The following is a 13,825-nucleotide window of genomic DNA, read 5'->3' on the forward strand; positions in this document are numbered from 1 at the left end:
GTTAGTTACGATATCAAAACAACAAAAAACAAAAACAAAATACTGAAAAACAAAAAGTTATGCGCAAACCAATTACATTCTCCAACCAACAAAATGATGCTTTGTTTGTTTTGATAAAGTCTTTATCGAAGTCAGAAAAACGTCAGTTTAATTTATATGTTGGTCGTTTAGGGGGGAATGTAGATGCGAAATTTTTTGCACTTTTTAAATTACTTGAAAAACAAAAGAGTTATAACGAAAAGGCTATTATTGATAGCGGTGTGGTGAGTAAACAGCAGTTATCTAACTTAAAAGCACATTTATACAAGCAAATACTTATTAGTCTTCGTATGAACCCTTCTCATAAAAACATTAGAATTCAAATACGTGAGCAGTTAGATTTTGCTACTGTTTTATATCAGAAAGGGCTATACAAACAGAGTTTAAAGCTGCTTGACAAAGCAAAAAATATGGCGATTGAGAATGAAGAGAAGAATATTGCCTATGAAATTGTTGAGCTTGAAAAGGTTATTGAAAGTCAGTATATAACCCGAAGTATTGATACACGTTCTGACGAATTAACTGTTCAGGCAAAAGAGCTTAGCATGCAAAATGTTATCGCCAGTAAACTATCTAACTTGTCATTACAATTGTATGGTACGTTACTGAAAAATGGCTACGTAAAAAACGATGAGGAGCTGCAGCGAGTGAATACTTACTTTTACTCTAAGCTTCCTGAATATACGTATGAAGACTTGGGTTTTAGAGAAAAGTTATGGTTATACAAAGCACATTTGTGGCACAGCTTTTTAACGCAGGATTTTTTACAGAGTTATAAGTATGCTAATAAATGGGTAGATTTATTTAAGCATGATACTAAGAATATTTCTTTGCATCCTGTTTTTTATTTAAAAGGAAAGAACTACTTATTAGAGAGCTTATTTTTTATAAAGCATTATGATAAGTTTAAAGAAGAGCTTTCTGTTTTTGAAAAGGAAATTGAAGAAAAAAGTATTCCGCAAAATAGCAATACTGAAATCTTAACTTTTCTATATTATTATGCTAACAAATTGCATTTACATTTCTTAGAAGGTAGTTTTTCTGAGGGTGAATATTTAGTAGCTATTATTAATGATAAGATTAATAGTTATAAGGATCGTCTTGACAATCATCATATCGTAGTATTTTACTATAAAATTGCTTGTTTGTACTTTGGAATGGGAAAAAACAAAGAGTGTATTTTATATTTAAATAAGATAATTAAACCTAAAAATATTCAGGTAGCTAACGACTTACAGTGCTTTGCGAGAGTGCTTTCTTTAATTGCTCATTACGAGTGTGGCTTGGATTATGATTTGGAGCGACAGTTTAAAGATACCTATCGCTTTTTACTTAAAATGGAAAATCTACAAGAAGTCCAAAAAGAGTTTATTTCTTCTATAAAAGCATTGGGAGATGTATATCCTCACCAAATAAAAAAGGAATTAAAAAAAGTACACAGTCGCCTTAAGGTTTATGAGAATCATCCTTATGAAAAAAGAGCTTTTTTATATTTAGACATCCTTTCCTGGCTTGAAAGTAAGATTGAAAATAAACCTGTTGCTCAAATTATTAAAGAGAAATTTGTTAGTTCTCAAAAGTGTTGAAAATAGTATTAGATTTATTCTTGTAAAGTACTGATTAAAAAAATCTAATTACTAATTCACGTCTCCTTTAGGAAAGCTAAACAAGTTGACCAAATATAAACATGCTAATTAAAAAAAGTAAAAAGTATCTAAAAAATAACTTGAAGAACATCTCTGAACCTTTTGGATAGGATAACTTATTTTTACTATAACCTATATATATCTTAAAAGACTCCTTATTGCTTTCAATTAAGTTAACTAATTTAAATAGCTGGTAAATACCTATAATTAAAAACAGAATACTGATTAATTGTTTAAGCATTACTATTTTGTTTTACCTTAATTTTCACTCGTTAGTACGATAAGAGCATGTTTATAACTCATCTTTATAAGATTCCTCCTCCTACCTCGTCGAAACGACGTTTCTATTTTTTTGGCAATCGCCCTGCGATTAAAACAACTGCTCTTTTTTTACTTGCTGATATTCTTCTACAATTGCTTCTAACACTTCTTTTGCTGGTTTAATTTCATGGATAAGCCCTGCTACTTGACCTATTTCTAGTTCTCCATCGTCCAAGTTTCCTTCAAACATACCTCTTTTGGCTCTCGCACGCCCTAACAATTCTTTTAATTGTTCTACTGATGGTCCTTGCTGATATAACTCTTGTATTTCTTGATAAAACTTGTTTTTTACCAAACGAACAGGCGCTAACTCTTTTAAAGTTAAATGTGTGCCACCGTCTTTTACATCTACAATAGTTTTCTTGAAATTATCATGTGCAGAAGATTCTACCGTAGCTGCAAAACGACTTCCTATTTGCACTCCGTCTGCTCCCAACACCATTGCTGCTAACATTCCTCTACCAGAGCCTATTCCTCCTGCTGCAATTACCGGGATCTTCACTTGTTCTTTAACCATAGGAATTAACGTAAACGTAGTCGTTTCTTCGCGTCCGTTATGACCTCCAGCTTCAAATCCTTCACATACCACAGCATCTACTCCAGCAGCTTCTGCTTTTAAAGCAAACTTTACTGAACTTACCACATGAACTACTGTAATTCCTTTTTCCTTTAAAAAAGAGGTCCATGTTTTTGGGTTGCCTGCGGAAGTAAACACGATTTTCACCCCTTCCTCAACGATAATCTCCATGATTTTTTCTATATCGGGATATAACATTGGTACATTTACACCAAAAGGTTTGTCTGTTGCTTTTTTACATTTTTGAATGTGTTCACGAAGTACTTCTGGATACATAGATCCTGCTCCAATTAATCCTAATCCACCTGCATTTGACACTGCAGAAGCTAGCTTCCATCCTGAAACCCAAATCATTCCTCCTTGAACGATTGGATATTGTATATTAAATAGTTTGGTAATTCTGTTTTGCATAGCGTAAATGTACAATCATTAGCTAGGAAGCACAAAAAAACCTCGAAAAAATCGAGGTTGTATTTTTTTCGTTTTATTATTCAAAATAATGTATTAATCTATTACTCTAGTTTTAAAATTTAGCATAATGCTATATTTATATGGTATTTTTCTATTCATTTCTACTGCTGGCTTCCATCCTTTTATAGATTCAAAAAAGTCAGCTATTTCATTCCTTAATTTATTTGGAATTGTATTAGCTACCCATACATCTCTAATACTTCCATCAACATCAATAATAAAATCCACATCAATTGCAGTATTAATAGCATAGCTTACATTATCTATTAAATAATTCATTTTCGAACTAAATTCTTCTTCTCCATTTTTAAAAGTAGGCTTTATAAACTTTGTATAAATTTCATCCTTAAACTCCTCTCCTTTTTCATTGAAGAGTATATACCTTTCTATATCTCCATTTATATCGTAATAAAATTTTGCTGCTAGGTTACCGTTGTAATGATAGTATTTCCATAAACCTGATGGAACTCCGTTTTTATGGAAACCTGTATAATTTCTGTTTCCATTATCAAATAAAGCAAGTACTTTACCTTCTAACTCTCCTTCAGAATTAAAAAAAGATTTCTTTGAAAGTTTTCCGTTTCGATGGAATACAAGATGTTTTCCTATATAACTATTACCTCTATTATTATTTGAGAATCCTTTCTTAAAAATTTTACCGTCTCTGTAGTAAATTGATATTTCCCAAAGTGAGCCTTTTTTAACGCTAGTTTCAATATATTTAGCATCGTTTTTATTTGACGTTATTTTAAACTTTCTATCTAAATAATTAGAAATAGAGTCTTTTTGTGAGTATCCATTAGCACAAATGAATACTACAAACAATAGCAATATTTTTTTCATAATTTATTATTTTTCTTTTTCTACGAAATAACACCAGAGCCTAATAACTCTTCGTTTTTATACCAAGCAACAAACTGCCCTTCTTGAATAGCTGATTGTGGATTTTCAAACTCTACATAAATTCCTTTGTCTACTTTATACAACATAGCTTTTTCTAATGGTTGTCGGTAACGAATACGTGCTTCTACCTCCATAGATTCACCAGTTTGTATAACTAAATCTTCACGCACCCAGTGTAGCTCTTCATTTGATACAAATAATACACTTCTATACAATCCTTGGTGATTTTTTCCTTCTCCTGTATAAATAATGTTAGTATCTACATCAGTTTCAATCACAAACAATGGCTCTTTGGTTCCTCCAACTGCTAACCCTTTACGTTGTCCTTTGGTGAAATAATGCGCTCCTTGATGTTTTCCTACTACTTTTCCATCCTCTTTGTTATAAGAGAACTTTGTTGAAAAATATGCTAATTCCGCTTCCTTATTCTCAAATTCTGGAACTAAACGATTGTACTGCTCAAATTCATCTGGAATTCGGACAATATCTCCTTCTTTCGGTTGTAGTTTTTGTTGTAAGAAATCTGGAAGCCTTACTTTTCCTATAAAACACAAGCCTTGACTGTCTTTTTTATCAGCTGTAATTAAATCTGCTTCTTTAGCTATTTCGCGAACTTCTGGTTTTGTCAATTCTCCAATAGGAAATAACGCTTTAGATAATTGTTCTTGCGATAATTGACATAAAAAGTATGATTGGTCTTTATTGGTATCCTTTCCTGCTAATAACTTGTATACAGGTTTTCCATCAATAATTTCTTCTGCTTTTCTACAGTAATGTCCTGTTGCTACATAATCAGCTCCTAAACTTAATGCAATATCCATAAACACATCAAACTTAATTTCTCGATTACATAATACATCAGGATTAGGTGTACGACCTTTTTCATATTCGTTAAACATATAGTCAACGATACGCTCTTTGTATTGTTCGCTTAAATCAACTGTTTGAAAAGGAATTCCTAATTTTTCTGCAACGATCATGGCGTCGTTGCTATCTTCCAACCACGGACATTCATTAGAAATGGTTACCGAATCGTCGTGCCAATTCTTCATGAACAATCCAATAACTTCGTATCCCTGTTCTTTTAGTAAATACGCAGTTACACTACTATCTACACCTCCTGAAAGTCCTACTACTACTCTTTTCATTTTTTACTTTTGAAGCTGCAAATTTACGAAATAATAAACGTTTTTTATTATGGAAATAATTGATGACTCCATTGTAAAAATTGATGGACAGTGACATGTCTTAGCTTCTCACCTTCTCTTAGAATTTTATTTAAATTCTCTATATCTAGAGTTTAATTTTTAGGTATTGAATGTACAGCTCTTTTTCTCTTGTCAGAAACCACTTCACCATCCATGTAAAATTGCCATTTACCGTCTCTTTTACCATTTTTATACATTCCTTTTTCTTTTAAATCACCTTTTAAGTCGTAATATCTTCCTTCTCCTTCTAATTTTCCATCAACATAATATACTTCTTCAATCATCACTCCTTCTTCAGTAAAAATCTTAGAAAGTCCATTTTTCTTACCGTCTTTATAAATACTTTCTTCAGTTAACTTACCATTTCTATAATAGTTTTTTAAGACTCCATCTAATTTACCGTCAGCATATTCTTCTTCTGAAAAGAGCTTTCCATCAGAAAAATAATACGTCCATTTTCCTACTCGCTTTTTTCCTATCATCCATCCTTTTGTTTTTACTTTTCCTTTCGGTGTAAAAAACTGTACAAAGGCACTATCTGATTTTGCTGAAAATTCTTTAGTCATAGATGGTACTCCATAAGAGTTAGGATCGTAAAAGTTAAATATCCCTACCTCTTTTCCATTTTTAAATTCGCCTGAATATCTTATTTTGTTTTTATTATCGTCATAATACTTTTTCCAAACTCCATGTCTGTTTCCATTAGCATCAAATTGGTTTATTTTTTGTGCTTGAGTAGCTGTTATAAAAAATACCGATAACAAAAGTGCTGTTGAAAATATCCTTTTTATATTTATCATGCTGTAATTTCTTTTACATTTCAAATTTACATAAACCATACCAATATGAGTGTTGATTTTTTAATTTCTGTGTTAGAAAATGTTGATAATCCTGCTAGAGTAAACAGAAATAATGCTGCAAATATTGTATTAGCGCAACCTGAATTGATAAAATATTTAGTTAATATTACTTTTGATGTTGATAATAAACTATCTATTAAGGCTGCTTGGATACTAGAATGGATTTGTACACATAATGGAATTGAATATATTCTTCCTTATTTAACTGTTTTTACAAAAAACATATCGAAAGTGCACTTTGATAGCGCTATAAGACCTTGTGCTAAAATTTGTGAACATTTAGCGATTGCTTTTGCTTCAAAAGCAGCAAATAACATAAAAGAACAATTAACGAAAACTGATATCGACTTAATTATAGAAACTGGATTCGATTGGTTAATTACCGACCAAAAAATAGCAGTGAAAGCCTATACTATGAATACTTTGTATTTATTTGGTTTACAGAAAGACTGGGTTCATCCTGAGTTAGAACATCTAATTCGCACTAAAGTGATTCATGAAAGTAAAGGTTGTAAAGCTAGAGGGAAGAAAATATTGGAGTTGATTGAGAAACATAAAAACCAAAAACAATTATAAAACCTCAGAAGAAAAATCTTCTAAGGTTCTTTATTATTTTACAAGCAACTAAACAGTTATAGTTTATTTTATTACCATGCCCATCCTTTAGTAGATGAAACCTGATCGTTCCAAGATTTTCTCCAGAACCACCAACCTGACATAGTGTACCATTTAAGGTTAGCTATTCCAAAACCTGAAGGACCTGTTGATTGATAAAATCCTATAACTTTTCCTCCATAACAAGAATGTTGATATAAGTACACCAAAGCTCTTCTATTCCATGGCTTTTTTACAATTAAAGAAGATAATTGATCATTATAACCACTTCCTACCCAATGATCTCTATAATAATAACGGTTCATTCTACTCATTCCGCTCATGTAAGTATTATAGTAAGCATGTTTATAAAAGTAAAAATCTCCTGTACCATATATATCATAACTATCACACTTAGAAGACCTACCTTCTGTCGCTACTTGATCTCCTGGAAACTCTTCTGCTACTTTTGAAGCGTATTCTTGTAAGTCTTCTCCATTATCAAAAACTTTAACTTGAATATCAGTACTTCCTTCTTTTTGATTATCAAAGAATAATGATTTTGGAGCTCTTTCTTCATCTCCAAAAATCTCTTGAGCAAGATCTACATCTCCATCTGTTTTCAATACTTCTCCACTTTCTTCATTATATACATAAGATACCTTAAATTGTTTTCCGTAATAATCATACGTATGATTAATAGTTACTGTACCTTGTTTTGCTAATTGTACTTCTTCTTTGTTTGTTGATTCATTTTCAATTACATCTTCACTTTGACAGCTAAAAAATAGTGTAAAACACATCACAGCCATCCATAAAAAATTTTGTTTTTTCATTTTTTCTTATTTTTTGAAATCCTTAGCATCTGCTAAGGATTTATTCGTTTGATTAGTTAGTTTTTTAATTTTTTAGAGGTATTAAAACCTCTCCGTTTTTAAAACGAGAATAATCTACAACGTATTTACCTGCTTGCAAAGTAATATTAGTTTCACCTAATTCCTTTACTATATCATCTCTTAGAGATATTTCTTCTGAAATAATGAAATCTTCTTCTTCTAAACTTCTAGAAAATATCAATCGTAATGATTCACCTTCATTTCTGAATGCTATCACACCATTATCTTCATCGTTATTTCCTTCCATAAGTTTCGAGAAAATTTCTTTTACTTCATCTGATGAGCCTGAACTTGCATTTCCATATACAAGTATGTCTCCATAGTCGTTTTTAAAACACACTCCAGGACCTGTAGTACAAGTCCCTCTACTAAAACGCCAATCCATAACATATACCCATGGTGCGTAATAGGCTCGAGCTTGTTTTACCTCTAAGTTTTTGTTGTTTAACAGTTCGTTTGCAGTGTCTTCTTTTTGACATGCTTGTAGCATCATAAAAGCGACTCCTACAAGTACAAAGTTTTGTAGTTGTTTCATAAAATAATAGTTTTCGGGGTTAATTATGAAATCAAATTTACATGAACACAAAAACACAACCACCAGTTAAACAACTATTTACAACATAGGAAAAACCCTTTTTAATCTACAAAAACTTTAAAAACGCTTCTTTATAAATTAATTTCTACCCTTTACAAAGTTAATTCGTATCCTCTTCATAAACTTTTTAGGTTTGAATCATTATTAACTATCAAATTTATATTATTATGAAAAAAAGCATTTTAAAGTTAAGTGGTGTTCAAAAACTAAACAGTTTAACTCAAAAAGAAATTTCAGGAGGAGGCTCTTTTGGTGGGTATTTAGACGGAGTGGACACGACAACGGATCCTGACAGGTTTCCTTCTGATCCAGTAACTCCAAATTGGAGATGGAGGTGTCATAATCAAACTAGTAATGGTAATACACCTACCTTTTTTTATTCTTACACCGATTTAAGCTATCGAGGTTACATTTGTTATCCTTTATAATAAGGTAAGAATTAGAAAAGCAAGCTTAACAGCTTGCTTTTTTTATTTAATTTCCTTTAAATTCGTGGGTTTTCGATAGCCTTGAAACGGCTGTTTTAACAACTCTAACAAATCAGAATTCTTTTTCTCGTCAGGAAATGTATCTACTCCGTACACAATTTTTTCTCTATCTAACTCCATATACGTTCCTAATAAGCGATCCCAAATAGAAAAGATGTTTCCGTAGTTAGAATCTGTATATGGCAATACGTTATGATGATGTACTTTGTGCATATCGGGTGATACAATCACATAACTCAATACCTTATCTAACTTTTTAGGCATTTTTATGTTAGCATGTGTTAACTGCGTAAACACCAATGACATTGATTGGTACAACATTACTATAGCTATTGGAGTTCCTACTAAAAACACTCCTATTAACGTAAATATAAAACGAATGACACTTTCTATCGGATGATGCCTATTCGCTGTTGTGGTATCTACCTTATGATCTGAATGATGTACTAAATGTACCATCCACAAAGGTTTTACTTTATGTTCTACCAAATGTGCTAAATAAGCTCCGAAGAAGTCTAAAAATAATACACCTAACAATACGTACAACCACAATGGCATTTCAGGTAACCAGTTGATTAATCCAAAGTCATTTGCTTGTACCCAATCGGCTGTCTTTAACAATAAAAATGCCAATACAAAATTGATAATTACCGTGGTAGCAGTAAAAAACAAATTAGGCCATGCGTGTTTCCATTTATTGTATTTAAAACTAAATAATGGTACAGCACCTTCCAATAACCAAAAGAAAGTAATTCCGCCAACTAAAATAATACTTCTATGACTAGAAGGAATCGTTTCAAAATAATGTATAAGGATTTCCACTATGATATATTTTTCCTAAAAATAGAAAAAATATCCATAACAACTTATTTTTTTGAACTCCCCGATTGTGGCAAACGTCTTTTCAACTCCTCTACTATCCTGTAAGTTGCAGGACAAACCTCCGTGTTTTTAATAGTTAAATCTGCTAATTGGATAAACTTTTTACGATTAGTATGTGGATATTCTGAGCAAGCTTTAGGACGTACATCATAAATAAAACACGTATTATCTGATTCATCTAGAAAAGTACACGGAGCAGATTGTAAGACCATGAAATTATCTTCATCTCGCTGTAAATATTGATTGGTAAAATCAATCACCTTCATTTTTAAGTGTTTTGCAATGCGCTCTATATCTTTTTCAGTAAAGATTGGTGAAGTCGTTTTACAACAATTTGCACATTCTAAACAGTCGGTACGTTCAAATTCTTCGTCATGCAACTCTTGCATCAATAAATCTAAACGTTTAGGGGTACGCTTTTTTAATCGTTGAAAATACTTCTTATTTTCTTGTAAAGCGTCTTTGGCTAATTTTGGTAAGTTTTCAAGGTCTTTATCCATGGTACAAAGGTACGAAAGCACCTTTGAAGTCATACATTATTCTGCCTTAAAAAATCATAAGGCAAATCGTGGGAAGAAAAAATTAAAAACACTAATTTTGTGCGACAATTAAAAAGAACCAATGAATATTCAATCGTTAATAGAAACGAAAGTAAAAGAAGGATTTTTAGCCTTGTATGATGTAGAAATTCCTAGTGTAGAATTTCAAGCAACCCGTAAAGATTTCGAAGGTGACATTACTGTTGTTGTCTTCCCATTACTACGGTACAAAAAAGGAAATCCTGTTCAAATTGGTGAAGATTTAGGAAAGTATCTAGTTGAAAACATCAACAAAATTACTAGCTACAATGTCGTAAAAGGTTTTTTAAACTTAGTTATTGATGATTCTTTCTACGTAAACTTTTTTAATCAAATAGCTACAGATTCAACTTATGGTTTCGTAAAAGAAGACGAAACAGATGCACGTATGGTGGAGTATTCTTCTCCTAACACTAACAAGCCTTTACACTTAGGGCATGTTCGTAATGTATTGTTAGGATATTCAGTTGCTGAAATTTTAAAAGCTGCGGGACATAAAGTTTACAAAACACAAATTATCAACGATCGTGGTATCCATATTTGTAAGTCAATGTTAGCTTGGAAAAAATTTGGAGAAGGAGAAACTCCTGAATCTACTGGATTAAAAGGCGATAAACTGGTTGGAAATTACTACGTAAAATTCGATCAAGAATATAAAAAAGAAATTAGCAACCTAGTCGCTTCTGGTGTTCCTGAAGACGATGCTAAAAAACAAGCTCCTTTATTTGTTGAAGCACAAGAAATGTTACGTAAGTGGGAAGCTGGTGATAAGGAAGTTGTTGCTCTTTGGGAAATGATGAATGGATGGGTGTACAAAGGTTTCGACGTTACTTATGAAAACATCGGAGTTAACTTTGATAAATTATACTATGAAAGTAACACCTATTTATTAGGAAAAGATATTATTGAGGAAGGTTTACAAAATGGAGTTTTCTTCAAAAAAGAAGACGGTTCTGTTTGGTGTGATTTAACTGACGAAGGACTAGACGAAAAGCTAGTATTACGTTCTGATGGAACTGCCGTGTATATGACACAAGATATCGGTACTGCTATTCAACGCTCTAAAGACTTTCCTGATGTAAACGGAATGGTATATACCGTAGGTAATGAACAAGATTACCACTTTAAAGTGTTATTCTTAATCTTACAGAAACTAGGATACTCTTGGGCGAAACAATTGTTCCATTTAAGTTATGGAATGGTTGATTTACCTTCAGGAAAAATGAAATCTCGTGAGGGTACTGTAGTTGATGCCGATGATTTAATGAATGAAATGACCAACACTGCTCGTGAAATTTCACAAGAATTAGGAAAGTTAGAAGGGTATTCTGATGAAGAGAAAGAGGCATTATATAAAATAATTGGTTTAGGTGCTTTAAAATATTTCATTTTAAAAGTAGATCCTAAAAAGAGAATTTTGTTTGACCCACAAGCTTCGGTAGACTTTCAGGGGAATACAGGTCCTTTTGTACAATATACCTATGCAAGAATTCAATCGATCTTACGTAAAGCTGATTTTGACTACAGTGGTTCACTGAGTGGAGTCGAAGTGGAATTACACGAGAAAGAAAAAGAATTAATCAAACAATTAGAACAATATCCTGAAGTAATTCAACAAGCAGCGAGTAACTATTCTCCTGCTGTGATTGCCAATTACACATATGATTTGGTAAAAGAGTTCAACTCATTCTATCAAAACGTATCCATTTTAGGAGAAGAAAATCAAGATAAAAAAGTATTTAGAGTTCAGTTATCTAAAAAAGTAGCTGACACTATAAAATCTGCATTCAAATTATTAGGAATTCAAGTTCCTGAAAGAATGTAATAAATTAACAAACAACAAGTAAAAAGTAAACAACATGAAATACGACGTACTAATAATTGGAAGTGGTCCTGGAGGTTATGTAACTGCTATTAGAGCCTCTCAATTAGGATTTAAAACCGCTGTAGTAGAGAAAGAAAACTTAGGTGGAATTTGCTTAAACTGGGGATGTATTCCTACCAAAGCTTTATTAAAATCTGCTCAAGTATATGATTATTTAAAACATGTTGATGAGTATGGTTTAAAAGCAGAAGCTATCGATAAAGATTTCGAAGCTGTTATTAAACGTAGTCGTGGTGTTGCTGAAGGAATGAGCAAAGGTGTTCAGTTCTTAATGAAGAAAAATAAAATTGATATCATCGACGGTTTTGGAAAGGTTAAACCTGGAAAAAAAGTAGATGTTACTGATAAAGATGGTAAAGTAACTGAGTATTCGGCAGATCATATTATCATTGCAACTGGAGCTCGTTCTCGTGAATTACCAAGCTTACCTCAAGATGGTAAAAAAGTAATTGGTTACCGTGAAGCTATGAGTTTACCAACGCAACCTAAATCGATGATTGTTGTAGGTTCTGGTGCCATTGGAGTTGAGTTTGCTCACTTCTATAACTCAATGGGAACTGATGTAACTGTTGTTGAATTTATGCCAACAATTGTTCCTGTAGAAGATAAAGATGTTTCTAAACAAATGGAGCGTTCTTTCAAAAAAGCGGGAATTAAAGTAATGACTAGTTCTTCTGTAGAATCTGTTGACACTTCTGGTGACGGAGTAAAAGCGACTGTAAAAACTAAAAAAGGAGAAGAAGTTTTAGAAGCTGATATCGTATTATCTGCTGTTGGAATTAAAACAAATATTGAAAACATCGGTATAGAAGATGTTGGGATCATTACTGATAGAGATAAAATCTTAGTAAACGACTGGTATCAAACTAACATTCCAGGATACTATGCGATTGGTGATGTAACTCCTGGTCCTGCATTAGCACACGTTGCTTCAGCAGAAGGAATTACTTGTGTTGAGAAAATCGCAGGTTTACATACTGAAGCCATCGACTACGGAAACATTCCTGGTTGTACCTATGCTACTCCTGAAATTGCTTCTGTTGGTTTAACAGAAGAACAAGCAAAGGAAAAAGGTTACGAATTAAAGATTGGTAAATTCCCATTCTCTGCATCTGGTAAAGCAAAAGCCGCTGGTACTCCTGACGGTTTTGTAAAAGTTATTTTCGATGCTAAGTATGGTGAATGGTTAGGATGCCACATGATTGGTGCTGGTGTAACTGATATGATTGCTGAAGCTGTTTTAGGTCGTAAATTAGAAACTACTGGTCACGAAGTATTAAAAGCTATCCACCCTCACCCAACCATGAGTGAAGCAGTTATGGAAGCTGTAGCTGATGCTTATGATGAAGTAATTCACTTGTAAGATTCACAAACTTTATACAAAATTGTAACCTCGTCTTTTTTGACGAGGTTTTTTTATATTTGAATATGAAAAAATTATTCTCAATATTCGTTTTATTATGTTGTTTTTATTCTTGTAAAACAGAAGAAAAGAAAACACCTGTAAATCCACTAACAGTTCCTTTTAACGAACGTCCAACTCCTCAACTTCCTAATAATAACACTAGTTCTGTTAATATTGTTGGAGGCGCACATTATATATGTCCTAAAAAATGTGATGGAGGAACTTCAAGTGTTCAAGGTACCGCTTGCCCTGTTTGTAAAACTCCTCTTGCTCATAACCAAGGATTTCATAATACCCAAAATAAGAATTCTAACTCACCAATATCAACTCCTGCAACGCAAACTGCTTCTGGACCTAATGCCGCTGGACAATATCATTATACTTGTACTAATGGTTGTGCCGGAGGGGCAGATACTACTGGAAAATGTAACAGTTGCGGTGGAAGTTTAGCTCATAATGCCGCTTTTCATAATTAAA

14 protein-coding genes are annotated in these 13,825 nt (G+C 32.5%); 6 read left to right on the forward strand and 8 right to left on the reverse strand.

The genetic code is table 11. The annotated features are described in order from the left end of the window. Window positions 1-59 precede the first annotated feature (59 nt). The gene (locus D6T69_RS11210) at window positions 60-1,625 is read left to right on the forward strand and encodes a hypothetical protein (RefSeq protein ID WP_125067817.1); all 1,566 of its coding nucleotides are present in this window, start codon (window positions 60-62) and stop codon (window positions 1,623-1,625) included. 430 nt (window positions 1,626-2,055) lie between these two features. On the opposite strand, the gene D6T69_RS11215 is transcribed toward D6T69_RS11210, so the two are convergent. The 4 genes from D6T69_RS11215 to D6T69_RS11230 all read right to left on the reverse strand — a co-directional run bounded on the left by D6T69_RS11215 (window position 2,056) and on the right by D6T69_RS11230 (window position 5,965). Further along, window positions 2,056-2,994, reverse strand: a complete 939-nt coding sequence (locus tag D6T69_RS11215; RefSeq protein ID WP_125067818.1) for an NAD(P)H-dependent flavin oxidoreductase — start codon at window positions 2,992-2,994, stop codon at window positions 2,056-2,058. 93 nt (window positions 2,995-3,087) lie between these two features. Further along, window positions 3,088-3,897 (reverse strand): toxin-antitoxin system YwqK family antitoxin, encoded by an 810-nt coding sequence (locus tag D6T69_RS11220; RefSeq protein ID WP_125067819.1) that lies wholly within the window; start codon window positions 3,895-3,897, stop codon window positions 3,088-3,090. Window positions 3,898-3,917: 20 nt separating this feature from the next. Beyond that, window positions 3,918-5,105 (reverse strand): tRNA 2-thiouridine(34) synthase MnmA, encoded by a 1,188-nt coding sequence (mnmA, locus tag D6T69_RS11225; RefSeq protein WP_125067820.1) that lies wholly within the window; start codon window positions 5,103-5,105, stop codon window positions 3,918-3,920. A 152-nt stretch (window positions 5,106-5,257) separates the two neighbouring features. Further along, the gene (locus D6T69_RS11230) at window positions 5,258-5,965 is read right to left on the reverse strand and encodes a toxin-antitoxin system YwqK family antitoxin (RefSeq protein ID WP_125067821.1); all 708 of its coding nucleotides are present in this window, start codon (window positions 5,963-5,965) and stop codon (window positions 5,258-5,260) included. 45 nt (window positions 5,966-6,010) lie between these two features. Between D6T69_RS11230 and D6T69_RS11235 the strand changes: the two genes are divergently transcribed. Continuing rightward, window positions 6,011-6,601 (forward strand): adenylosuccinate lyase, encoded by a 591-nt coding sequence (locus D6T69_RS11235; RefSeq protein WP_125067822.1) that lies wholly within the window; start codon window positions 6,011-6,013, stop codon window positions 6,599-6,601. Window positions 6,602-6,672: 71 nt separating this feature from the next. Here the strand turns inward: D6T69_RS11235 and D6T69_RS11240 are convergent, their stop codons facing one another. Further along, complete coding sequence (locus tag D6T69_RS11240) at window positions 6,673-7,455, reverse strand: hypothetical protein (protein ID WP_125067823.1); 783 nt, start codon at window positions 7,453-7,455, stop codon at window positions 6,673-6,675. Window positions 7,456-7,519: 64 nt separating this feature from the next. Continuing rightward, on the reverse strand, window positions 7,520-8,050 hold the full coding sequence (locus D6T69_RS11245; protein WP_125067824.1) for a hypothetical protein: 531 nt from the start codon (window positions 8,048-8,050) through the stop codon (window positions 7,520-7,522). A gap of 227 nt (window positions 8,051-8,277) precedes the next feature. Here D6T69_RS11245 and D6T69_RS11250 point away from each other — a divergent pair, with 227 nt between their 5' ends. Next, complete coding sequence (locus D6T69_RS11250; RefSeq protein WP_125067825.1) at window positions 8,278-8,538, forward strand: hypothetical protein; 261 nt, start codon at window positions 8,278-8,280, stop codon at window positions 8,536-8,538. Window positions 8,539-8,580: 42 nt separating this feature from the next. On the opposite strand, the gene D6T69_RS11255 is transcribed toward D6T69_RS11250, so the two are convergent. Beyond that, window positions 8,581-9,420: a sterol desaturase family protein gene (locus D6T69_RS11255; protein WP_125067826.1), complete on the reverse strand. Its 840-nt coding sequence runs from the start codon at window positions 9,418-9,420 to the stop codon at window positions 8,581-8,583. A gap of 44 nt (window positions 9,421-9,464) precedes the next feature. Next, window positions 9,465-9,980: a YkgJ family cysteine cluster protein gene (locus D6T69_RS11260; RefSeq protein ID WP_125067827.1), complete on the reverse strand. Its 516-nt coding sequence runs from the start codon at window positions 9,978-9,980 to the stop codon at window positions 9,465-9,467. A gap of 121 nt (window positions 9,981-10,101) precedes the next feature. Here D6T69_RS11260 and argS point away from each other — a divergent pair, with 121 nt between their 5' ends. The 3 genes from argS to D6T69_RS11275 all read left to right on the forward strand — a co-directional run bounded on the left by argS (window position 10,102) and on the right by D6T69_RS11275 (window position 13,824). Then, on the forward strand, window positions 10,102-11,883 hold the full coding sequence (gene argS, locus D6T69_RS11265; protein ID WP_125067828.1) for an arginine--tRNA ligase: 1,782 nt from the start codon (window positions 10,102-10,104) through the stop codon (window positions 11,881-11,883). A 34-nt stretch (window positions 11,884-11,917) separates the two neighbouring features. After that, complete coding sequence (gene lpdA / locus D6T69_RS11270; RefSeq protein ID WP_125067829.1) at window positions 11,918-13,306, forward strand: dihydrolipoyl dehydrogenase; 1,389 nt, start codon at window positions 11,918-11,920, stop codon at window positions 13,304-13,306. Window positions 13,307-13,371: 65 nt separating this feature from the next. Continuing rightward, window positions 13,372-13,824 carry a hypothetical protein gene (locus D6T69_RS11275; protein ID WP_125067830.1) on the forward strand — a complete coding sequence of 151 codons (453 nt, stop codon included), beginning with the start codon at window positions 13,372-13,374 and terminating at the stop codon, window positions 13,822-13,824. Window position 13,825 lies beyond the last annotated feature (1 nt).

The organism is Tenacibaculum singaporense (assembly GCF_003867015.1).
GTDB classification, from domain to species: Bacteria; Bacteroidota; Bacteroidia; order Flavobacteriales; family Flavobacteriaceae; genus Polaribacter; species Polaribacter singaporensis.

What these genes read in the sequence shown, in the direction of transcription:
- D6T69_RS11210 (WP_125067817.1), top strand. Translation starts at nt 60, where the DNA reads ATGCGCAAACCAATTACATTCTCCAACCAACAAAATGATGCTTTGTTT.
- D6T69_RS11215 (WP_125067818.1), bottom strand. Translation starts at nt 2,994, where the DNA reads ATGCAAAACAGAATTACCAAACTATTTAATATACAATATCCAATCGTT.
- D6T69_RS11220 (WP_125067819.1), bottom strand. Translation starts at nt 3,897, where the DNA reads ATGAAAAAAATATTGCTATTGTTTGTAGTATTCATTTGTGCTAATGGA.
- mnmA (WP_125067820.1), bottom strand. Translation starts at nt 5,105, where the DNA reads ATGAAAAGAGTAGTAGTAGGACTTTCAGGAGGTGTAGATAGTAGTGTA.
- D6T69_RS11230 (WP_125067821.1), bottom strand. Translation starts at nt 5,965, where the DNA reads ATGATAAATATAAAAAGGATATTTTCAACAGCACTTTTGTTATCGGTA.
- D6T69_RS11235 (WP_125067822.1), top strand. Translation starts at nt 6,011, where the DNA reads ATGAGTGTTGATTTTTTAATTTCTGTGTTAGAAAATGTTGATAATCCT.
- D6T69_RS11240 (WP_125067823.1), bottom strand. Translation starts at nt 7,455, where the DNA reads ATGAAAAAACAAAATTTTTTATGGATGGCTGTGATGTGTTTTACACTA.
- D6T69_RS11245 (WP_125067824.1), bottom strand. Translation starts at nt 8,050, where the DNA reads ATGAAACAACTACAAAACTTTGTACTTGTAGGAGTCGCTTTTATGATG.
- D6T69_RS11250 (WP_125067825.1), top strand. Translation starts at nt 8,278, where the DNA reads ATGAAAAAAAGCATTTTAAAGTTAAGTGGTGTTCAAAAACTAAACAGT.
- D6T69_RS11260 (WP_125067827.1), bottom strand. Translation starts at nt 9,980, where the DNA reads ATGGATAAAGACCTTGAAAACTTACCAAAATTAGCCAAAGACGCTTTA.
- argS (WP_125067828.1), top strand. Translation starts at nt 10,102, where the DNA reads ATGAATATTCAATCGTTAATAGAAACGAAAGTAAAAGAAGGATTTTTA.
- lpdA (WP_125067829.1), top strand. Translation starts at nt 11,918, where the DNA reads ATGAAATACGACGTACTAATAATTGGAAGTGGTCCTGGAGGTTATGTA.
- D6T69_RS11275 (WP_125067830.1), top strand. Translation starts at nt 13,372, where the DNA reads ATGAAAAAATTATTCTCAATATTCGTTTTATTATGTTGTTTTTATTCT.